27 protein-coding genes and 1 pseudogene are annotated in these 21188 nt (G+C 47.6%); 6 read left to right on the plus strand and 22 right to left on the minus strand.

The genetic code is table 11. The features are described 5' to 3' along the window. Positions 1-458: 458 nt before the first annotated feature. From ACTCCX_RS05900 to ACTCCX_RS05945, 10 genes are all read right to left on the minus strand, one after another. Positions 459-1805 (minus strand): MATE family efflux transporter, encoded by a 1347-nt coding sequence (locus ACTCCX_RS05900; RefSeq protein WP_463275157.1) that lies wholly within the window; start codon positions 1803-1805, stop codon positions 459-461. A 2-nt stretch (positions 1806-1807) separates the two neighbouring features. Further along, positions 1808-2242, minus strand: coding sequence for a MarR family winged helix-turn-helix transcriptional regulator (locus ACTCCX_RS05905; protein ID WP_463275158.1), 435 nt, complete (start codon positions 2240-2242; stop codon positions 1808-1810). A gap of 257 nt (positions 2243-2499) precedes the next feature. Continuing rightward, positions 2500-3300 carry an energy-coupling factor ABC transporter ATP-binding protein gene (locus tag ACTCCX_RS05910; RefSeq protein WP_463275159.1) on the minus strand — a complete coding sequence of 267 codons (801 nt, stop codon included), beginning with the start codon at positions 3298-3300 and terminating at the stop codon, positions 2500-2502. Continuing rightward, positions 3293-4144, minus strand: a complete 852-nt coding sequence (locus tag ACTCCX_RS05915; protein WP_068561502.1) for an energy-coupling factor ABC transporter ATP-binding protein — start codon at positions 4142-4144, stop codon at positions 3293-3295. Before ACTCCX_RS05915 ends, ACTCCX_RS05910 begins: the two co-directional genes overlap by 8 nt. Further along, complete coding sequence (locus tag ACTCCX_RS05920) at positions 4141-4908, minus strand: energy-coupling factor transporter transmembrane component T family protein (RefSeq protein ID WP_068561503.1); 768 nt, start codon at positions 4906-4908, stop codon at positions 4141-4143. Before ACTCCX_RS05920 ends, ACTCCX_RS05915 begins: the two co-directional genes overlap by 4 nt. Before the next feature lie 12 nt (positions 4909-4920). Further along, the gene (locus ACTCCX_RS05925; protein ID WP_463275160.1) at positions 4921-5529 is read right to left on the minus strand and encodes an ECF transporter S component; all 609 of its coding nucleotides are present in this window, start codon (positions 5527-5529) and stop codon (positions 4921-4923) included. Between the two features lies 1 nt (position 5530). Further along, positions 5531-6286 carry a nucleoside phosphorylase gene (locus tag ACTCCX_RS05930; protein ID WP_463275161.1) on the minus strand — a complete coding sequence of 252 codons (756 nt, stop codon included), beginning with the start codon at positions 6284-6286 and terminating at the stop codon, positions 5531-5533. Positions 6287-6497: 211 nt separating this feature from the next. Next, complete coding sequence (locus tag ACTCCX_RS05935; protein ID WP_463275162.1) at positions 6498-6740, minus strand: LrgB family protein; 243 nt, start codon at positions 6738-6740, stop codon at positions 6498-6500. Beyond that, positions 6740-6967 (minus strand): LrgB family protein, encoded by a 228-nt coding sequence (locus tag ACTCCX_RS05940; RefSeq protein WP_463275163.1) that lies wholly within the window; start codon positions 6965-6967, stop codon positions 6740-6742. The genes ACTCCX_RS05935 and ACTCCX_RS05940 overlap by 1 nt, the downstream gene beginning before the upstream one ends. A gap of 10 nt (positions 6968-6977) precedes the next feature. Further along, entirely contained in the window at positions 6978-7331 is a 354-nt protein-coding gene (locus ACTCCX_RS05945) for a CidA/LrgA family protein (protein ID WP_463275164.1), read from the minus strand. Between the two features lie 335 nt (positions 7332-7666). On the opposite strand from ACTCCX_RS05945, the gene ACTCCX_RS05950 reads away from it, so the two are divergent. Then, a complete protein-coding gene (locus ACTCCX_RS05950) occupies positions 7667-7924 on the plus strand; it encodes a hypothetical protein (RefSeq protein WP_276645779.1) in 258 nt (85 codons plus the stop codon). 89 nt (positions 7925-8013) lie between these two features. On the opposite strand, the gene ACTCCX_RS05955 is transcribed toward ACTCCX_RS05950, so the two are convergent. The 6 genes from ACTCCX_RS05955 to ACTCCX_RS05980 form a co-directional block, all read right to left on the minus strand. Further along, positions 8014-9303: an L-lactate MFS transporter gene (locus ACTCCX_RS05955; RefSeq protein WP_463275165.1), complete on the minus strand. Its 1290-nt coding sequence runs from the start codon at positions 9301-9303 to the stop codon at positions 8014-8016. A 183-nt stretch (positions 9304-9486) separates the two neighbouring features. Next, on the minus strand, positions 9487-9846 hold the full coding sequence (locus ACTCCX_RS05960) for a Na-translocating system protein MpsC family protein (protein WP_463275166.1): 360 nt from the start codon (positions 9844-9846) through the stop codon (positions 9487-9489). Between the two features lie 254 nt (positions 9847-10100). Continuing rightward, on the minus strand, positions 10101-11606 hold the full coding sequence (locus ACTCCX_RS05965) for a carbon starvation CstA family protein (protein ID WP_276645769.1): 1506 nt from the start codon (positions 11604-11606) through the stop codon (positions 10101-10103). A 157-nt stretch (positions 11607-11763) separates the two neighbouring features. Next, positions 11764-12498 carry a LytTR family transcriptional regulator DNA-binding domain-containing protein gene (locus ACTCCX_RS05970; protein ID WP_463275167.1) on the minus strand — a complete coding sequence of 245 codons (735 nt, stop codon included), beginning with the start codon at positions 12496-12498 and terminating at the stop codon, positions 11764-11766. Positions 12499-12500: 2 nt separating this feature from the next. Next, positions 12501-14249 carry a LytS/YhcK type 5TM receptor domain-containing protein gene (locus ACTCCX_RS05975; protein WP_463275168.1) on the minus strand — a complete coding sequence of 583 codons (1749 nt, stop codon included), beginning with the start codon at positions 14247-14249 and terminating at the stop codon, positions 12501-12503. Positions 14250-14365: 116 nt separating this feature from the next. Further along, entirely contained in the window at positions 14366-14704 is a 339-nt protein-coding gene (locus ACTCCX_RS05980) for a thioredoxin family protein (protein WP_422302818.1), read from the minus strand. 158 nt (positions 14705-14862) lie between these two features. Between ACTCCX_RS05980 and ACTCCX_RS05985 the strand changes: the two genes are divergently transcribed. Continuing rightward, on the plus strand, positions 14863-15417 hold the full coding sequence (locus tag ACTCCX_RS05985) for a plasmid pRiA4b ORF-3 family protein (protein ID WP_321434026.1): 555 nt from the start codon (positions 14863-14865) through the stop codon (positions 15415-15417). Positions 15418-15666: 249 nt separating this feature from the next. Here the strand turns inward: ACTCCX_RS05985 and ACTCCX_RS05990 are convergent. Further along, positions 15667-15948 (minus strand): annotated as a pseudogene (locus ACTCCX_RS05990) (hypothetical protein); the annotation flags it as partial. A 67-nt stretch (positions 15949-16015) separates the two neighbouring features. Here ACTCCX_RS05990 and ACTCCX_RS05995 point away from each other — a divergent pair. Further along, a complete protein-coding gene (locus tag ACTCCX_RS05995) occupies positions 16016-16540 on the plus strand; it encodes a LysR family transcriptional regulator substrate-binding protein (RefSeq protein ID WP_463275169.1) in 525 nt (174 codons plus the stop codon). Between the two features lie 156 nt (positions 16541-16696). After that, positions 16697-16930 carry a hypothetical protein gene (locus ACTCCX_RS06000; protein ID WP_463275170.1) on the plus strand — a complete coding sequence of 78 codons (234 nt, stop codon included), beginning with the start codon at positions 16697-16699 and terminating at the stop codon, positions 16928-16930. A gap of 93 nt (positions 16931-17023) precedes the next feature. Here the strand turns inward: ACTCCX_RS06000 and ACTCCX_RS06005 are convergent, their stop codons facing one another. Next, entirely contained in the window at positions 17024-17371 is a 348-nt protein-coding gene (locus ACTCCX_RS06005) for a hypothetical protein (RefSeq protein ID WP_086990091.1), read from the minus strand. A gap of 228 nt (positions 17372-17599) precedes the next feature. Between ACTCCX_RS06005 and ACTCCX_RS06010 the strand changes: the two genes are divergently transcribed. Beyond that, the gene (locus ACTCCX_RS06010; protein WP_422309374.1) at positions 17600-18055 is read left to right on the plus strand and encodes an OsmC family protein; all 456 of its coding nucleotides are present in this window, start codon (positions 17600-17602) and stop codon (positions 18053-18055) included. A gap of 74 nt (positions 18056-18129) precedes the next feature. Here ACTCCX_RS06010 and ACTCCX_RS06015 read toward each other — a convergent pair whose 3' ends face one another. Both ACTCCX_RS06015 and ACTCCX_RS06020 read right to left on the minus strand, forming a co-directional pair. After that, positions 18130-18513: a MerR family transcriptional regulator gene (locus ACTCCX_RS06015; RefSeq protein ID WP_463275188.1), complete on the minus strand. Its 384-nt coding sequence runs from the start codon at positions 18511-18513 to the stop codon at positions 18130-18132. A 131-nt stretch (positions 18514-18644) separates the two neighbouring features. Continuing rightward, complete coding sequence (locus ACTCCX_RS06020; RefSeq protein WP_463275171.1) at positions 18645-19448, minus strand: Cof-type HAD-IIB family hydrolase; 804 nt, start codon at positions 19446-19448, stop codon at positions 18645-18647. Positions 19449-19594: 146 nt separating this feature from the next. On the opposite strand from ACTCCX_RS06020, the gene corA reads away from it, so the two are divergent. Then, positions 19595-20548 (plus strand): magnesium/cobalt transporter CorA, encoded by a 954-nt coding sequence (gene corA, locus ACTCCX_RS06025; RefSeq protein ID WP_463275172.1) that lies wholly within the window; start codon positions 19595-19597, stop codon positions 20546-20548. Here corA and ACTCCX_RS06030 read toward each other — a convergent pair whose 3' ends face one another. Both ACTCCX_RS06030 and ACTCCX_RS06035 read right to left on the minus strand, forming a co-directional pair. Further along, positions 20549-20860 (minus strand): hypothetical protein, encoded by a 312-nt coding sequence (locus ACTCCX_RS06030; protein WP_463275173.1) that lies wholly within the window; start codon positions 20858-20860, stop codon positions 20549-20551. A 24-nt stretch (positions 20861-20884) separates the two neighbouring features. Beyond that, complete coding sequence (locus tag ACTCCX_RS06035; protein WP_068561522.1) at positions 20885-21127, minus strand: hypothetical protein; 243 nt, start codon at positions 21125-21127, stop codon at positions 20885-20887. Between the last annotated feature and the right edge of the window lie 61 nt (positions 21128-21188).

Raw genomic sequence — 21188 nt, forward strand, 5'->3', positions numbered from 1 at the left:
TTTATGTTTGCGATACGATGTATCGCCTTCGTTTGCCTCGACCGAAATCGAAGCTCCCTGCACATTTGGTTCGTTCATTCTTTGTTCAGTTTTCAAAGGCCAATCGCGCATCACTTGTTACGTGACAGCTTATTCATAATATCGCAACTTTCCGATTTCGTCAAGAACTTTTTTGAATTATTTATTCTTATTATTCTTGGTTCGAAATATCCCGAGCAGCAACTTTTATATAATATCATTCCGAAGTCAGCCTGTCAACATCTTTCTTGCATTTAATTGTTCGGCACTTCAGACAACTCATTTATACTATCACTCTTCTCCTGTCATTGTCAATTATTTTTTTGAACTTTTTGGGACACCAGCTAACTCTGCAAATAAACCAGACTGTCCCGTTTCGGCTCAGTCCGGTTTTTCTTCATCCTTATTATCCAGAAAAAGATGCATCGCAGCCAGGATCTTCACCCCGGCAATTTCCTCAAAGTCATATACAAAAGGATGCCGGATGTCGTTGCAGACAGGATATCCGCTATCGGTTCCGAGTAATAGATTCCCATCACATCAAAATAGTTGGGTAAGATAAGCGCCAACGGAATCAGGATGATCACTTTGCGCAAAAGAGCAATGAAAAGTGATTTTTTCGCCTCCCCCACACCGACAAAAAACATTTGCGCGCTCATCTGCACTCCGAACAGCCACATTCCGCCCATGTAAATCGGCAGAACACGGGTGACTAAAGCCAACAAATCCGAATTTGTCGTAAAGATGCGTGCGAACAGACCCGGCACGAACAGCACCAATAAAAAGTAGGAGACTGTAAGTCCAACCGTTACCTTCATGGAATGGCGCACAGTTTCTCGCACACGCTTGTAATTCCCTGCTCCATAATTATAACTGATGATTGGTTGAACACCTTGCGTAAAACCTTGTACAGGCACTGTCAGCAATTGCATGATGCTTTGCATGATTGTCATGGAACCAACATAAAGATCGCCGCCGTATTTCAGCAGTCCTGTATTGAAGACAATCACAATCGCACTTTCGGTCGCTTGCATAATGAATGGCGAAATTCCCAAGGAAACAATTCTCTTTATCAGCCCAATCTCTAGCCCCATATTCTTCTTGCGGATCCGGATAATCGAATGGTCGGACGTCAAGAATCGGAGGACGTAGATCGCACTCAGGGTTTGGGAAATGACTGTTGCAATCGCAGCACCCTGAACTCCCATATCAAAACCGAAAATAAAAATCGGATCCAGGATAATATTGGCAATAGCTCCAATCAGTACTGAAAACATAGCGTTTTTTGTTTTTCCTTGACTGGTTATAAATAGATTCAGGCCTAATGCATATTGTACAAAAATTGTGCCCATTATATAGATGGAAGTATAGTCATTCGCATAATTGAAAGTAACATCACTGGCACCGAATAAATATAATAATGGCTCTTTGATCAAAGTAAAGACAATAGTCAAAACGACTGCCATGAGCGTGAGCATGGAAAAAGCATTGCCGAGGATTTTTTCGGCCTCATTTTTGTCGTTCTTGCCTAACGCAATGGCCGCCAAAGGAGCCCCGCCACCTCCGGCAAAACTGCTGAACGCAGAAATGATCAGCACAAGCGGTGCGCTGATTCCCAACCCAGTCAATGCAACAGCCCCTACATCGGGTATATGTCCGATGTACATCCTATCCACAATGTTGTAAAGAATATTGATGACTTGGGCAATAATGCTCGGTATGGCCAGTTCCATCATCAGTTTAGGGATTTTCTCCGTCCCCATGCGTGATCCTTTTAATTCTTGCACGATTACTCCTCCTTCTTCCGTTCCACATTCGCTACCATTTTTTCAAGCATCGCTTCAAACTGCGTGAACTGTTCTTGATTGATTCCTTCTGTCATCGACGCGATAAACTGTTTCCGGATATTCCGTAATCGGTCCTCTATCGGCTTTGCCCGATCAGTCAATACAAGATGAATATAGCGACGGTCTCCCTCATCAACGTTTGTCTCCAAGTACCCTTTTGCGACAAGCGAATCGACCGATCTGGCAATCAAAGACTTTGATAGTCCCAGGAAATCTGCTATTTCTTTGGATGTGTCCATTTCGTTATTTGACAAAAAGGTGATCAGATCCAACTCGTTCGGAGAAAAATCCGAAGCGGACATCTCTACCTTCACTTCTGCCCGATACACTTTCGACAGCTTGGACAAGCTGATCAGCAGATTTTTCTTTTCTTTCATAAATCTTACGCCCCCATGTATTCAAACTAAAACTATTTTACCGCTAAATAGTTCACTTGTATACCATCCGTTTACGAGCTGCTTTTCATGGCAGAACAACCTTCCCATCAAAAAAAACACACGCAACAATACGAACTCGCAAAGAGCCCTATTGCTGTATGTGTTTTATTGATAGCTGACAGAGTTTCCGCAGATGATTCCGTCTCATCTTTACAATCCGCAAGGTACGATTCCACTATTTCGGTCCTTTGCTGAAATCATGGTTTCTCCAAAGCGGATATCACTTCTTCAACGCTCAAAAGATACCCTTGCATTCCCAAAGCTTGCGCGATTTTCATGGCTTGGGGTTGATCCAGATAGGCTTGCTGCAGAAGGTCTTTTTTGCTGAAGACTTCCCTTGCACCGCCTTCGAGCAGCAATTGCCCTTGGCTGAAGACGACGACGCGTTCAAAAACTGCCGCCGCAAAATCCATGTCATGCAGAATGCACAGTACGGCTTTCCCTTCTGCCTGCAGGTTTTCGATCACTTTTTTGATGATTGCTTTCCCGGTAGCGTCCTGCCCCATCGTGGGTTCATCGAAAATGACGATGGGCGTGTCCATCGCTAAAATCGAAGCCAACGCCACCATCTTTCTTTGCGCCAGATTGAGGTCGTATGGATTCACTTTCTCGATATCCACCAATTTTACTTGAGCCAATGCCGCGCGTGAACTGGCTCTTGCCTCATCCAAAGAAAGTCCGATGTTCAACGGACCGACCATCACTTCATCCAAAACCGTATTCTTGAAAATCTGGTCATCGGGGTTCTGAAAAACCAGACCAATCTTCTTGGATATCTGGGCAACCGTCAAAGTTTTTAAGTCGATCCCGTCCAGCAGGATCCTGCCGGAATCGGGACGCAAAAGTCCCTTCAGCAGTTTTACGAAGGTGGTTTTTCCCGAGCCGTTCTGTCCGATGATGGCGGTTTTGCGGTCGTCCAGCACCAGATTAATGCCTTTTATGACGGGTGTTGTTTTGTCGTATGCAAAATGCAGCTTCTCTATTTCCAGTTTATTCATGAGGGACACCTTCTTCCGCAAGCAAGCCTTTCAGCTCATCCAATTCCACAGGATAATGCCCATTGGCCTTCCGCTTGTTCAAATGGCGGGCGATCGCGGTCACGGCGGGCGGCTGTACGCCCAGAGACGCCAAGTCCTCGCGCGAAAAAATAGCTTCGGGCGTATCATACGCGATCAACTTGGCATCGTCCAAAAGCAGGACCCTGTCTGCGTACTGCGCGATTTTTTCCATCTTTTGCTCGGCCATGATGATGGTGATGCCTTCTTTCGTAAGGTTTTCCACAACTTTGAAGACCTCATCCGACCCTTGCGGATCCAGCTGGGACGTGGGTTCATCCAATATCAGCACTTTCGGCTTCATCGCGACCACACCGGCGATCGCAACCCGCTGCATTTGCCCGCCGGAAAGATCGAACGGGTTCTTGTCCTTCACTTTGCGGATATCCAGCAAGTCCAAACTTTCTTCGATCCGCTTGATGATTTCGTCGCGCGGCAGTCCCATGTTTTCCAGCCCGAATGCGATTTCTTCATATACTGTAAAACGCGAGCCGGTGATCTGGGAAAACGGGTTTTCGAACACCAATCCGGCTGCTGCAGTGACTTCGCTCACATCCGTCGTGCGCACATCCAAACCGGCTATCATCACCGATCCGCCGTAGGCCCCTTTGAAGAAGTGCGGCACCAAGCCGCTCAGCGCATAGCACAAAGTCGATTTGCCGGCGGTGTTTCTTCCGATCAGGCCGATGAATTCACCCTCCTCGACCGAAAAGCTGATGCCGTCCAACGCCAATTTGGTCGTGTCGGGATAACGATATTTCAGATCCTTCACTTCTATGATACTCATCCCATCACCCTCCAAACGATCAAACCGGCCAGAATCACCAACAGCAAAATATTCAAAAAAGTACTGTAACGATAGGACTTCGCTTCATTCAGATAGGTTTTCGGAGTGTCCCTGTCGAAGCCGCGGACATCGAGCGCAATCGCTCTCTCCCTAGTATCGTTCAGGGCGTTCAGAATGACCGGTCCCAACAATGGGAAGAATGCCTTTACCCGAACAAACAGGCTGCCCTCAGTCTCCATCCCGCGCGACCGTTGTGCATCCTGAATTTTGCCGTAAGTGGCCCGAAGCTGCGGGATGATCTGCAGAACCGAAAGGATGACATAGCCGATTTTCGGGGACATGCCTTTCTGCTGCAGCCGTTCAACCAGTTCCGTCGGTGAAGTCGTCAGCACCAACACTCCAAAGGCGCTGACCATATTGATGACGCGCATGGTCAGACGAAAGGCTATAATCAGGCCCTCTTTGTAGAATTTTATCGGGCCCAATTCATAAAGTAACGTTTCGTTGGCAGGATTGAAAAAACCTTGCACAATGACGATCGACAGAATCAATAAAAAACTGAGTGCAATCACCGGCAAAATATTACGGAATACCTTCCCTACCAACAAGATACCAAAACTGGTCAGCATGACTGCCGCAACTTGCCACAGATCATCCAATAAATAGGCCGCAGCGATGCTCACGACGACATAAAGCATCTTCGTCAACGGATCCAAATGATGGATCGGCGAGTTGCGCGGTACATACAAAGTCATTGCATCCATTCAAATCAGCCCCTATAATTCTTCTATCGCGCCATCCTTCAGGAAAGTGTTCGTGAGTTTCTTCGGCAAGCCCCTGAAGATAAAGTAACTGATGAGAACCGTCACTAGTTTATCCGGCACGTCCACAACGATGCCATCCAGAAAAGAAGCCAGCCATTGCGGTTGCCCGTTCGAAATCAGCAACGCGTAGAGGGCATCCCCCCAGACATTCCCGGTCTGGCCGCCCCAAAAGATGATGTTCAAAGGCGTCGAGACTGTGGCGGCCACCAAGCCGATGATTAAACCTGCCAACAGCACGGTCTTGATGTCCTTGAACCAGCCTTTAGCGGCAAACAGACCCGCCATCAAACCGATGACTGCACTGGTGACTGCATACACTGTCGAAATCGGATCGGCCGTCACGCCGTAGATGACGTTATTGATGATCCCGGAAGCGGCACCGATTACCGGTCCCGCCAACATACCGGACAATACCGTTCCGATCGAGTCCAACCAAAGCGGCAGACGCAATACGCCCGCGATGTATTTGCCGAGATAATTGATCCCAATCGCGATCGGGATCAAAACGATGGAAGCCGTTGACAACTTGTAGCTCAGTTTGTTTTTTGTTTCTGGATTCATTTTATTCTCCTCCTTTTGCCTGATGCCATGCATGGAAAGCGGATAATGCCAGTTGGATTTGATTCTGTTCCCCTTGCTTGGTCGCCGCTTCTCCTGAAACGAATTGACGGACGCCTTCCGCCATCCCTTCTTCCGGACCGACAACGACATTCAGCAGCGATGCGGTCTTCAATCCCCTCAGCGCCCCAACAACAAACAACGTGGCTGTTTCCATATCCGACCCGATGATGCCGTTGCCGCTCCAATAAGCAGTAAGTTGCGCTTCACGGGCGGTGTAGAAACTGTCGTGGCTGCGGACAATCCCCAAACGATGAGGGATCCGCTCCGTTTCCGCAATTGCCCGCAGATCCATCAACAAATCCAGATCGGCAACGGCGGGATATGCGGAATCGACATAGGCCTTGCTGGCGCCATCATCCCTGACCGCTGCCGTCGCGATGATCACATCGCCCAGATGCACTGCTGGATGCAAAGACCCGCAGCTGCCGATGCGGATGATGCCTTCTATTCCGATCCTTGCCAACTCTTCGATGGCTATCACTGTGGATGGTCCACCGATCCCGGAGGAAATGACCAATACCTTCATTCCTTGATAAGTCCCCAGAACACTCTTGTACTCACGGTTGAACGCCAAATCGACAGCGTCCTCCAACAGTAATTTCGCTCTTTCAACGCGGGCTGGATCACCCGGCAACAGCGCATATTTCACATCCAAATCGGCTGATAATTGGATATGTGCCTGCAGTGTTTGTTCCATTTCTCCACCGTCCTTTTCGCAACGTTCGACTCCGGAATAGCCCGACAAAACTTCAAGATACTGATACCCATTATGAGTTCAGTATAGCATAGAGCCCAACGTCTGGCACCGGATAACCCTTGATGGAAAACAGCCTTCCCGGCGCAAAAAAAAAGAAGCAGTCTCTTTTTTAATTAGAGCTGCTTCTTATGTTTTCTCTTAGTTATTGACCTTATTGGACGAACAGCGCCGCAAGCGGGATCAAGCCGACCATCATGACACCGGAAACGACCATCGCCAAGCTGCTCATGGCACCCTGCAGTTCGCTTGCTTTCAACGATTCAGCCGTCCCCATGGCATGGGAAGCCGCACCCAAGGCCAACCCTTTCGCGATCGGTTCTTCGATCCTGAAGATTCTGAAAATCAGCCCCGAAACCACCGTTCCGAAAATGCCCGCGAAGATGACCCCTGCCACTATGATGCCGGCGTCAGGAGATCGGACAAGATTTGCGCGCTTTTTTGAAAAACAGCAACTTCGACGTCCAGGACAAGAATCAAGCCCATCACCAGGATCGTCCCGATCAGCAAAGGATTCATGAAGGCATAGGGATATTTTTTATTCAGCTTCAAGCCGATCATGAAGGCCCCCAAGCTGATGAACAAGCCGAGATATTTTGTCGTCTCCAGCAGATGATCAATCATTTCCGTCAGCCTACTTCGCTTTCTTCCTTCTTATCATCCCCTGAGCCAATAGGCCGGTCGTCGCCAAAATCACGATGGTGGAGCCTATGTTGACGGCTACCCAGCCGAAGAAGTGTTCGGCGATCTGCCCGTAGGAAGTGATCAGCCCAGCCCCGCTCACCACGAACAGAGCAGGCATGATGCCCAACAGCAGATTGGCGGCACTTTCCACTTGCTTGAGCTTCAACACTCCTATCATCAGCAACAAGAACAGCAGCGACATGCCGTAGATGCTGGCCGGAATGGCTAATGGGATGAAGATGGCCAGCAATTCGCTTACGGCCGAAATAGCGATGATGACTGTAAATTGTTTCAAATAATGCATGCTAGAGAGGCTCCTTCCTTGTCCAAAGTAATTCGGAATTCTATTGCTTAATCATATCAGTCCAAACTGAATTGAAAAGATGTATTGTGACAAAATCACAAAACAAATTGTCCTATGCACCCAAACACCGCAATGGCATCCGGACCGAATCCCCTTAAAAAGTGGACTTTCTCAACATCAAGTATACCGGTTTCCGATCCGAAACGATATATCCCACAACCCAAAATCTCGCTTTCCATGTCGGTTGAAACCTGTTACACGATACAACCGATGGCGTAATGAGGTATAATAAGCCGTGCAGCAAATGAACACGAACAGAAAGAAGGCGAAAATAATTGAATTTAGAAAAATTGATCGAAAAGATTGAAGCATTCAAAGCAAGCCATCCCGAAGGTACATTTGAATTCCTCGTGCAACCGCAAAGGGATTTGGATGATCTTTATGCCGAACTGCTGATACTGGATGTAACAACAGATGCAGAGGGCAACGCTACAGCCCGTGATGAGGAAGCATTGATCACGTTGGAAAACCCGTCAAACGATGAACTGGCCATGCTGGAAGGCATCGCTGAATCATTAAAGCAATATCTATAGAAAAAAGCTCCCCGAAGGACCTGCAAAACGCAGAGCTCCTTCGGGGAGTTTCTTCATTAAAAAATTGGTTTTGCCTCAGGACCAACAGGCTAGTGACTGCTGTTGCGGCCCGCCAAATCAGGCAGATGCTTTTCTGCCGCTACTTCGTTTTTATATGCCCTATTTCCCGTAAGGAGCATTAGCGTCAGCAACGAGCCCATCAGGCAGGAAGCAATCACAAGATAGAATATATAGTCGTAATTCTGGAAAGTATCCAGCAGCACCCCTGAACTGCTCACTCCCAGCACTGCGCCTATTCCATATGCGGTAAATACGATGCCATAGTTCTGGCTGTAGTGTTTTGGGCCATACAAATTGTTGGTTGCAGTAGGCGCTATAGCCAACCAACCACCAACATTGAACCAAAATATCGAAAAGGCTGCGGCAAACAAGCCCACACTGCCATTTTTTGCCCACAGCATCAAACCGGCTGCCGTAATGATTTGAGCGTAAGAAAGGAGCATGGCAGTCCTTGCCGATAACCTGTCAGTCAGCCACCCGAATACCGGGCGCCCGATGCCGTTGAAAACTGCAAACACCGATATGAACAGTACTACATCCTTTTGCGCCATCCCTATCAACTCGATGCCTATGCTGTTTGTCAAACCTATCATCATCAGTCCAATCATCGTTCCGATAATGAAATTGAAGTATAACCCTTTGAAGTTGGCTGATTTCATCATTTCAGCACTGGTAACATCGCGCGTATCCGCATTTTTCTCGGATGAATCCCCCGATTCAACACTTTCCCTTTCAGGGTACTTGAAAGGCATCGAAAACAAAGGCAGCAGCATGCCAAAAACGACTCCCAATACAAGGAATGTTTTCGTCACTCCATATTGTTCAACCAGCGTTCGGGCCAACGGTGCCGTCAACAAAGGGGAAAGTCCAAATCCCAGCAGCACCATCCCAATCACAAGACCCTTTTTTTCCGGGAACCACCTAGTCACTACCGCTAATGGTGCCCCGTAAGCTATCCCGACACCCGCGCCACTTATTACACCGTAGGTAACAGTCAACACTTGAATATTCGGGGCAAACGCTGATAAAATCCACCCGATTGAAACCAGCAATGACCCCACCAAGATGGTCGCCCGCGGACTCCATGATTTGAAATAGCGCCCGGTAAAAAACATGAACAAGGAATAAAACAGCAGCGCCGTCATGTATGGCAATCCACTTTGAGCAGACCCCACATTATACAATTCCTCCACAGGAAGACGAAAAACACTCCAGGAATAGACCGTGCCAAGCATCATCATGATCACAAGCCCTAAAAACACGTATAGCCACCTGGCACTCGGTATCCTTTTCTTTTCTGTTATCATTTTCTGTTGCATCTGCATCCCGCCTTCTTCCCATTTTAAATAGATAAATTCAAAAACAATCTTCCCCTACCGCCTTGCCACGCAATACAAGTTCCAAATCTGCACAAAAAAAGCCAATAACAAGCACCCCTATGGAGTACTTGCCATTGGCTTACGCGTCGACTGGCTGTTTGCCCTTCGTTGCATCTTCCGTATCTACTTCATCAAATTTTCGATATCTTGATCTATAACTATTGCGATGATTTTCTCGCCCGTCTTGGTGCTGACATCGGAATAGGTACTTACGATATTTACGTCAATTACTGTTTTAATTGTTGCTTCAAGTTCTGCCCGAGCATTCTCAAACAAGGCAGTCCGAGCATTTTTTATCAGCTGGATTCCCCCTGGGTTTCTGGCCAGATTTTTTTCAGATATACTCAAGAAACCTTTGAGTCTTATCAGGATCAAATCCTGAAAGATGACGGTCCGGATTTTCTCTGGACCTCTACCCATTTGTTCAACTTCAAACTTACTGATCGCTTCGCTCAATTTCGATTCGATTTGTCCTTTTGTCATTGAACTTCCAGTGTAGGTCATTCGCTTCAACCCCTAAATCATATGAAAGTTGTGAAACGTTTCTTACAGCCAAAACTATAGCATACCAACATATGGTCGTCAACAGGTTTCCTCTGTCGCAATAAAGGCAGGGCATCAACCGATGCAGGGCTTTAAAAATGCATCTACAACAAGACACTCCCCTTGAATCCTGAAGTGGTGTAGGACTCAAAGGGAGTTTCTATGTTAAGTATGAGTTAATCTGTAAGTTACGCTTATTCGGCCGCCACTGCTGCCGGGACTGCACCAGCGGAAGAAAACGTCCCGATCGGCAGATGATCGTTCAAGAGTTCCGATTCAGGACTCAAAGCAACCTTCTGTTTCACGCCGGTTGTCCAGTAAAGTGCCATGATTGCAACAGTTGCGACCAGACCGACCAAGTAAGTGGCCGTCTGCAGCCCCATCCGGAATCCGATCGGCTCGCTCAGGATATAGACGACACAGGCATAAAGCATGAATGTTGCAGGCAATAAGGTAACCAGGTAATTTTTATTTTTAAGATACAAGTAACGCGTCGACATCAGCAAAGCGATGACGGCTGTAACTTGGTTCGCCCAGTTGAAGTATCTCCAGATCAGGTTGAAATCCACTTTAGTAAGGAAGAACGAGATGACAAACAACGGAATCGTCATCATCAGGATTTTTTTCATTGAATCCTGTTTGATGTTCATGTAGTCAGCCAAAATTGTCCGCAGACTTCTGAATGCTGAAAGTCCTGAAGAGATCGGCAAGACGATGACGCCGATGATAGCGACCGTACCGAAGACATTACCCAATAACATAGTGGAAACTTGGTTGACGACAGCTGATGGTGTTCCGGCATCGATCATTTGGCTCAATGTTTGACCATCGAACAAGGCCATGGACGCTCCAGCCCAGATCATAGCGATGACGCCCTCTGCGATCATCATGCCGTAGAAAAGGAAGCGGCCTTCCCGCTCGTTCGTCGACGTCCGGGAAACCATCGGCGCTTGGGTCGCATGGAAACCGGAAATGGCGCCACAGGAAATCGTAAAGAAGATGGCCGGGAAAATCGGTGTGCCTTTCGGATGGAAATTCTGCATAGCGCCCATCGTCAATTCCGGCAAGTTATGGCCGCCCGTCAACAAGCTGATGCCGATTGCGATCGTACTGATGATCAGAATTGCACCGAACCAAGGATAGACTTTTCCCATCGCCTTGTCGATCGGCAGGATGGTTGAGATGAGATAGTAAGCGAAAATCAGCATGGTGATGATGCCGATTGTCATCCAATCAGGCGTAATGCTGGCGATCAGATTGGCCGGCGAAATAACAAAGACCGTAGCTACCAACAGTAACAGCAGCATGGCGAAGATGTTGACGACATGTTTGACCGGTTTGCCCAAGTATTTGCTGGCCAATTCCGGCAAGTGCGCACCGTCGTTCCGCAAGGAAATCATCCCGATCATGTAGTCGTGGACGGCCCCTCCGAAGATACAGCCCACGACGATCCAAATATAGGCAACCGGACCGTAAAGCGCTCCCATAATCGGTCCGAAAATAGGACCCGTTCCGGCAATATTCAACAATTCAATGATGGCATTTTTTGATTTTGACATCGGGACAAAATCATATCCGTCCTTCAGTGCTTCAGCGGGGGTCGTTCTTTCCGGATCGATGGAAAAGTTCTTTTCGATGTAGCGCCCATAAGTAAAGTAACCTAGAATCAGTAAGGCGATTCCTCCAAGTAAAGTAAGCATCTTTTTTCCTCCTTCAAAATAAATGTGCGGCCAACACGTTTTTTCTATGCCCTTACTTTACTGGAGAAAAAGAAACTTTTGGGTCATTTGCGCCCGAAACGACAAAACTGCAGGCTGAATTGCACGCCTGCAGTTTTGAAATTCATCTATTTTGGGATCAGATGCCTACTTTTTCCTTAAAATCCTTCATATAAGAACGGCTGACAGGTATCTTCAAGCCGTTGCTCATCGTCAGTTGGAATGTATGATTGAACCATGGTTGGATTTCCTTTATTTCCTTCAGATTGATTAGAAAGGCCCGGTGAACCCTCAGGAACGGATGTCCGCTGATCTTTTTCTGGAGCGCACTGAGCGGTTCGTGGATGATGTACTCCATATTTTTCGTGTAGATGGTCGTTTCGCCGTTCTCGATTCCGATCGCAATGATTTCCGGGACCTGCAGTATATAGATCCGCTCGTCCATCTGGATAGGCAGCACCTGCAATCCAGTATCCTTCTGCTTCGGTGTTTCAGGCTCTTCGATCTGTTGCTTGCGGTACTGTCCGTAGGCTTTTTTGACCGCTTGCTGGATCCGGTCCAGCTCAAAAGGCTTCAGGACATAATCGGTTGCATTCAGCTCAAACGCTTTGACGGCATAGTCGTCATACGCCGTGGCAAAAATGATCATCGGCGGCTTCTTCAGTTTGTTGATCTTAGCAGCCAGTGAGAGGCCACTCTCATTCGTCAGGTGAATATCCAAGAAAATCAGGTCCACCGGGTCCTCCAGCATCGTCCCGAGCGCTTCTTCGATCGAATCCGCTTGGGTGATGGCGCTCACGCCTTCGCATTTCCCCAGCAGGTAAGCCAATTCATCCCTTGCCAATGGTTCGTCATCCACAATCAATACCCGCATACTCATCCCTGCCTTTCTTGATAAGGTACCGTGCAATGCACGGTCGTTCCTGTTGGTGAAGATACAAAATGCAATTTGGCCGATTCGCCGAACAGACTAGTCAACCGTTTATTCAGATTATCCAATGCCGATCCTGTGCCTTCCAGCGACGGCACGGCTTCTTTGCCCAGTTTCTCCAAGCGCTTTGTATCGATGCCTTCGCCGTTGTCCCGGACGGAAATGAACACGCCATCGGGACTGCTTCTCACGTCGATCCACACCCGATTGTCGGTTTTCCGGCTGCCGAAAGCATGTTTGAATGCATTTTCCAGCAGAATCTGAATCAGGAACGGCGGCAGCAGCACTTCTTCCATGCCTTCCTCAACGGCAATAGTGACTTGGTAGCGATCAGGGAAACGGGCCTGTTCCAATGAACGGTAGGCCTCTACCTGCATGAGTTCCTTCATCAGCGGAATCAAATTGGTGCGGGCGCCCTGGAGATTGGAACGGAAAAAATTGCTGAGTTGGATCAGCAGCCTGCGCGCCTGTTCACTGTCGACCCGTATCAAGGCCGAAACGGTATTGATGGCATTGAAAAAGAAATGTGGATTCACTTGCGCCTGCAAGGACTTGATTTCGGCATCCTGCAACAGTTTGCTCTGGAGTTCGATTTCTCCCAATTCGATCTGGCTGGAGAAGATGTTGCCGAGCCCTTCCGCCAACTGCCTTTCGACAAAAGTCAGTTTGGCCGAATCCGTGAAATACAGCTTCAAAGTGCCGATCGTTTTCCCTTGCGCTTTCAGCGGGATGACGAGCGCCGCTTGCAAGGGACAGCCCGGATGGTTGCAGCCGATTTCGTCATGGGAATGGACTTCCCTGATTTCACCTGTCCGCAGCACTTCTTTGGACAATTCGGTCAATATTTCATTGGAGGCGATGTGGTGATCGCTGGCCGCACCGACATAGGCCAAAATCCGTTCGGTATTCGTGATGCTGACAGCGGATACTTTCATCAATTGTTGGATGATTTTGGCCGCTTCCGTGCAAGAAGCTTCGTTCATGCCGGAGCGGAAATATGGCATCGTTCGATTCGCCAATTGGAGCACATCATGCGTTTGCACCGCTTTCGTCTGTTCTACTTGGCGCAGCGTGGAGCCGATGATGGAAAGGAAAATACCGGTCCCCATGCTATTGACGAGGACCATCGGAAACGCGATGAACGTCACCAGATCCCAGGCCGCCTGAGGATTCCGGCTCAACACCAGGATGCTGAGCATCTGGACGCCTTCCGTTATGGCGCCGATCATAAAACCTTCCTTTATCGTCGGATAGGCATTTTTCCGCATCGTTTTTGCGCCGTACAGACCGGATATGAGCCCGATCAAGATGGAAGAAACCACATAAATATAGGCCTCTTCCCCGCCTTGGAAGAAACGGATAATGCCCGAGATGATGCCGACGGATGTGCCGACCAACGGCCCACCGATCAAGCCGGCAACGCCGATTGTGAGCACCCGTGTGTTCGCCAAGGATGCGCCTTCCGAAAGCTTCATCAGCACCTGATCGGATATGATTTGGTCATGACTGATTTCAACACCTGTGTAGTTCGAGATGACGGCGAAAATGCCGAATACGACAATCAGCGCCAACTTGGTGCTCAGTCGTTGGCGTTCACCCAATTTGTCCCTGAAATAATGGATATTCATCAGCAGATAAGCCAAAATGATGATCAGCCCGACCCGCTCCAATATCAAAATGAATAAATTAAACATGGTCGCTCCTTTCCCGAAAATGATTATCTTCAGTTTACACCAGAAACATCTAATTTGTGCAGAAAAAACGATAGCCCAAGCTTTGCACTTCAGGCTATCGTTCCTTTATCAAGCTATCATAAGTTATCCGTGATCCGCTGGAATTGGTGATGCAGCTCATCCATCACCACGAAGCGGGCTTCGCGGATCATTTCCTTGCCTTCAACGAAAAGCAACAAGGCCGGAACGGTGAAGACGGTGAATTCACCTGCAACTTCCGGGATGTCATCGGCATTCGCCTGGATTGCTTTGATTGCGGGGAATTCCTCCAGCATCTCCTGCACTTGTGGCCGAACCGCATGGCAGACGCCACAGTTCGTCCGGGAAATATAAACGAACGCCAGCTTATTATCATCGATGAAGTGACGGATTTCTTCTATTGATGTTGCTTGTTGAAAATTATTTGGATAAAACACGATTAGACCTTCTTCCTGTTTATTTTTGCGGTAATTATAGCACACCAATCGTAACAAGTCCGTTTTGCGGATTCTGAGGCACTGATGGATGAATGTCCTGTTATTTGAACTTGCTCTATGAAAACGTTATACTGAAAACAAAAAAGGTGGTTTTTCAGATGATGTTCGAACTAAGAATTACGCTTTTGGATGTCGGCATACCAGTCTGGCGGGATATACAATTGGATGACGACACCACTTTCTCCGATCTGCATTTCATTCTCCAAAGTGCATTCAATTGGTCCGATCTCCACCCGCACACTTTCCGGTTTGCCCAGCCGCATAAGGATACATTGGCAGAAGCCGATCGTCTGCGGGACCACATCCAAGGAAAAGACGATAAAATCATTTACACGTACAACATGGAAGAGAACTGGGAACATGAAATCGTCCTGCAAAAAGCCTTCGAGGCGAAGGATGACGTGCTCTATCCCCGTTGCGTGCGCGCCGAGAATCTGGCGCCTGAGGAAGACCATACCCGCCTGGACATCACGGACGGCACACTCGACCTCGCATACAAAGATTCCGGGGAAATCGCGAAAGCGATCAATGAAGAATTGGCCTATCTGAACGTCAGCGGCCTTGGCGAAGGCCTGCCGGGGCTCGATGAAGATGAATGGGTAGCTCTGGATGATGACGAAGATGAATGGGAAGACGACGGCGGCCACATTTGAAGGCATTGTTGCAAAAGGAAATATCTGCAAGTAATCAAAATCAACCGCGTGACCAGTCTCTATTTGTTGGATAATCCGTAATTATTCGACATAATCCTTCCCGAGGGCTGTCGGGTTGTCCGATAACTCGGAAGAATCCGACATAATCAACACCGGGGACTGCCTCGTTGTCGGATAACCCGGAAGAATCCGACAACTTCTGTGGAACATTCTCACGCAATGTCGGATAACTCCCAGTTATCAGACAAATCATTTCAATAAAAACACCTTCTCGCGTTCGAGAAGGTGTTTTTGTTTGTTGAGCTGTTTCTGTGATTGCTTTCGGTGCTGTTTTTTCTTGTAGACAAGATCCAGGATCAAACCTGCAACCGCAACCACGATAGCGACATAAAAAGCTTTAGTGAAGTCACCGTTGTTCGCAGCAGCGATTCCCGCTGTTACTTTAGGTGCAACAAAAGCGGCTGTCGAGTAACCGATGAACACGATACCGTAGTTGACGCCTTGGAATTTCGGTCCGAAGTTATCCATGACCGATCCGTTCTCGACATCGCCTTCGAATACAGCTTTGCTCAAAGAACCCAACGCCAAAACGACGGAAATGGACCTGCTGGAAAACAAAGTCGACCTCTACTTAGGCATGCTGCCGATCCATAATGAACAGCTTTCCTACACAATGCTTGCGGATGACAAATGGTGCGTCATCGTTCCGGACACGAGCCCGCTGTATCAGCCCGGCTTGAAGGAAATCGAAAAATTCCCTTATCCTTTGAACCTGTTGAAGAACGAAAAGTATGTGCTGACCACTTCCCAATCCGGGATCCGCAAACAGGCAAACGAATTCCTGAAGCATCTGGACATCAAAGCGGATGTCGTCATGGAATCGCAGAACATTTCAACCGCAGCAGCGCTTGCGAGAAAAGGGATGGGACTGACTTTTCTGCCGAAGAGTGCGCTAAATAACAGCGAATTGATGGACAGCTACAATATTTTTTATATCGAAACCAGCATCGTCCGCACCCGTCATTTCATCGCCTACAGCAAAGAAAAGACACTTTCCTCAGTCGACTTGGCCATGATCGATATGGCGAAGGAATTGATGAAAGCCTACAGCGATTCCATTTGAAAATTAGCATCTGCATAAGAAAATGGGCTCCGCTTATTCCATTCGGAACCATATCATTTGGCCTTCGGCAGCAGAAGTTGTATCATCAAAGTGAGCAAAGATGCTCCTTAAACTTTGCGTACAAGAACGTACAACTTACCCATAGGAGGGATTATCATGGATAAACTACCAAAAGATAACCACGATTCTATCGATGCCACTTGGTTAATGGAAGAACCCTATCTGGATATCATTCCCGAAGATCCCCCTCAAGAAACCGAAATCCTTTACTGCCAATGCAAGAAGCCCTCGAGTGTTTATCAGGAAAGCAACGATCTTGGCCACTGGCTGAAGTGCGGAGACTGCAACCGCGTCATCGAAGGCTCGTTTGAAGCGGCAAAGCCTCATTGATCCAAACGAAAAAAATCAAAAAAAGAGCAAGTGAGTGCGTCATTTCCGCACTCACTTGCTCTTTTTTCAAACTAATATAAAAAACACCAGAGATCAGTCTGGTGTTCCGGCGTTTGCTGTTTTCAACCCTTTGATATCCAAAAACTTTTGGCAGAGTTTATCCAATTCCTCTTCCATCACAGCACTCGTCTCAGGTGAATAACTGAGCATTTTTGCCGGATTGGATACCAGATCCAGTAAGGAGTCGGGAACCACTCTATCGCCTTCGACATGAACCGTAATCTGTGGGAAGTAATTCGTTGTTCCACAACAGGCGGATACAAGATAAGCGATCTCATAATGCTCATTGCCCTTGTCACGGATACGGAAATAGCCATCGCCGATGAATTCCTTTTCCGGTCCAAAATTAGCCAATATAAGATCCAAATCCTTTTTTTCCATTGAGAAAACCCCTTTTCTTCATGAATCAAACAGACGATTATTTGCTTAAAAAACGTGAATACAGGCTCGCACTTCAACACTTGCCCGCACTTTTTCCTTCAAGGATAGTATACCACTCCCGGACAGTTTTGGACATCCACTGAGGGCTTCTGTTAAGTCTATCTCAAATCGCTATGATAAAATAGGTGTGTAAGCGCTGACTAAAAAAATAGAAACGGGGTTATCCAGATGACAGAAACAAAATTATCGAAACTGAGGATCACTGGTCAATCGCACAATGGCATCACCACTACGGTAAAAGTCCGCAATCTGCCCGAATTTTTTGTCGATGAATCGGAACGGATGGGCGGCGACAACAAAGGTCCGAATCCGCTGGAGTATCTTTTGGGTTCGCTGGCAGGCTGCACCTCGATCATCGCCTATTATGTTTCCGAACAACAAGGTTTCTCCTACAGCGGTCTGTCTTTCACGGTGGAAGGCACTTTTGACCCGCGCGGTTTTGCCGGAGAAGATGATATACGGACCTACTTCCAGGAAGTCACGCTCGTGAACCATATCGAGACCGATGAAACCGACGAAGCCATCGAGAAGCTGGCGACTGAAGTTGAAAGGAGGTGTCCCGTCTATAATCTCATGCTGGATGCGGGCGTCGACATGTCGACTCAATGGATCCGAACCAACTAAAAGAAATGCAAAAGCTCCCGTCAAAACATCGCTGTATAGCTGCAATGTTTTGGCGGGAGCTTTTTAGGCTTGAATCACTTAAATTCCCTCAATTTGTTTTCGCTCGGAACCATATGACTTGTATAATTTTCGATTTTGAATGTAAGCCGATCCATTGCCTGCTGCATGACATCGATCCGTTCCTGCAGTTCATGGTGTTGTTCGACCAAAAGATCCATCCTTGCCGGAACAGTCTCTTCACCGCTGCGGAAGAGCGCAAGATATTCGATCAAGGATTCGATCGATAGCCCCGCATTGCGCATCTGGTGACTGAAGGCGATCCACTTCAGATCTTCTTCATCAAATTCACGGACCCCGTTTTCGTTTCTTTTGATCGGTGGAATCAAACCGATCCTCTCATAGTAGCGGATCGTATCGGCCGATACACCCGTTTCCTCGCTGGCTTTCTTTATGTTTATCATCTCGTCCATCCTTTCGGCATCAAAACTTATCCTGACAGTTAGCTTCAATTGTATCCTACACCTTGGAGTGGACTCCAAGTCAAATGGAATCTTCGGACAACGGGGGACTAACCCTCTTCAATAAACCGCTACCCTTGCAACGCAAGCAACTGAAGGATCGTGTGCGACACCGCATCTTCATCATTCGTCCTGCCCGTGGTGAAGGCCGCCGTGTCCTTGATAATCGGGTATGCATTCCGCACAGCGAAACTGTATCTTCCGCTCTTCATCATTTCGATGTCGTTCATTCCGTCTCCGAACACCATCGTTTCTTCCGGGGTGACCTGCAGCAGCTCCTGCAGATGGGCGACCGTGCTCCCTTTGTGCACGTTCAAATCGGTGATGTCCAGCCAGGCCTTTTCCGAAGCGACGATATGCGCCCGATTGCGAAAAGCAGCCAGTTTTTCAGCAGTCTCGATGCAGCGCTCTTGCATATCGCGAACCGTTATTTTGATGAAATCATCCTCGATGCTCCCGAAATCAGCTACCGTGATCACTTTCTTATAGGATCTCCTGACAGCTGCAGATTCTTCGGGCGACAGATCATTTTTGATCATGGCAGCTTCTTTCGTGCAAGCAATCAACGTATGCCCAAGTTGCATCTCTTCCAGTTCGCGCAGGATGGCAAGGCCTGTTCGATTCTCCAACAACGATTCGTAGACGATTGCGCCGTTGTGTTTGATCCGTGAAGCACTGTCCCCTAGGATCCAAAAATCAGCGGCATCTTCGCCGAATATTTCCTCGACGCGCTCGCTCTGCTTGCCTGTGCAGGGCGCGAAGATGACTCCTTTTTCCGTCATCATCTGCTTGACCTGCTTGAAAAGCTCCTTGTTGAAATCCCCTTGGCTGTTCAGGAAAGTGCCGTCCATATCAGTCAAAATCAACTTGATCATCCGATGTCCCCCGTTCCGTTTGTCTTCTTGCTCCCATTATCGCACATTTCTCTGCTACTGGACTGCTGAATGACCCAAAAATGGCATCGGCAGTGCATTTCCCGTATAATGGATATTGAAATCACTCTTAAAGAAGGTGCAATTATATGATAACAGTTATCGGCATCACAGCTGACAATCTCGTCCACACAGACATCGATTTGGATGCGATCGACCTTTCAGCCTACAAATGGATCTGGGCCGACTTCAATGAACCTAGCCCATCCGAAGTAAAATATCTCGAGAAGACCTTCCATTTCCATCCACTCGCTATCGAAGACTGCCTGCAGATACTGCAGCGTCCGAAGCTGGATTATTATGACGATTACACATTTTATGTGACGCATCACGTTCGCGAAGAAGGTAGAGACCTCTTCAAAGAAGAATTGGACTTCTTTGTCAGTGAAAAACTCATCGTCACTTTTCAACTCGCTCACTCAAAAGAAGTAGCCTATGTACAGAAACAATTGTTGGCCCAACATAATGCCGAAAACTGGGATCCGTACTTTATTTTTTACAGAATCCTTGATCAGATTGTGGATAATTATTTCCCTTTAATCCACGACATCGAAGACAGTCTGGCTCAACTTGAAGAGGATAACCTGAACAAAACGACTGCCGCATTCATACCAGAATTGATGGAGTCTCGGCATCTTCTGCTGGGTCTGCTGCAGACCGTCAATCCAATGCGGGATCTGCTTTATCGCATGCTGAATTCCCAACATTTGGAAGGTGTCCGCAAAAGACGGAGTTATTTTTCGGATATCCACGATGATTTGCTGAAGGTATCCGAGATGATTACTTCAAACCGCGAAGTGACGACGGATATGCGCGACAGCTATCTATCGCTGAATTCCCATCAGACCAATAATGTGATGAAGGTGCTTACCATCATTACTTCAATTTTCTCGCCTTTGACATTGATCGCCGGCATCTATGGGATGAACTTCGAAAACATGCCGGAATTGACTTGGAAATACGGCTACTTTTTGGCTATCGGCCTGATGTTTGGAATCGGTTTGGCAATGTATCGCTGGTTCAAAAAAAGCGGCTGGTTCTGATCACCGGCCGTTTTTGTTGTAATATTTGGCGACAGGGTATTTTAATTTCCCTGTTTCCAGATAGATGCGGAAATCATCCACCGCGAAAAGATCTCCTGGCTCAAGCAAAAAGAAATAGAGGCGAGTTGGGTAACGTTTGCTTTTTGCCAAAATATGATTGTTGCCACCATAGGCGTACCACCAGATTTCGAACAGCTCCGCCCCGACAGAAAGCTTATCCTCCAACAACGTAAACTCATAGCAACCTTTTCGTTCCAACAGATCGGCAACATCCAACTTTTTTCTCCAGATTCCTTTTTGCATCAACCTCATTTTCCTCACCCTATCCATCAGCCATCATTTTTGATTTACATGATATTTCTGCACCACAACTTGATTGCGCTTGTTCTTCCTGCCATAGATCACGATTGCGTTCCCTTCGGTGACCTGATACAAAAAATCCAGCGAGTGCGCGCGAATCAGGCAATTCTGTTTCTCTTCCTTGTCCACCGTCAGCGTGAAGCGGATCAGTGGCGTCTCTTCCAGTTTGAGAATTTTGATCTTTTCCACTGAGCCTTTCAGGCAAATCCCATTTTCCATATCAGTCACATCCTTTAACACTTATAATACGAACATGCGTTCTTTTTGTCAACTGTTTCCT

The sequence above is a fragment of the Trichococcus sp. genome (assembly GCF_055118575.1).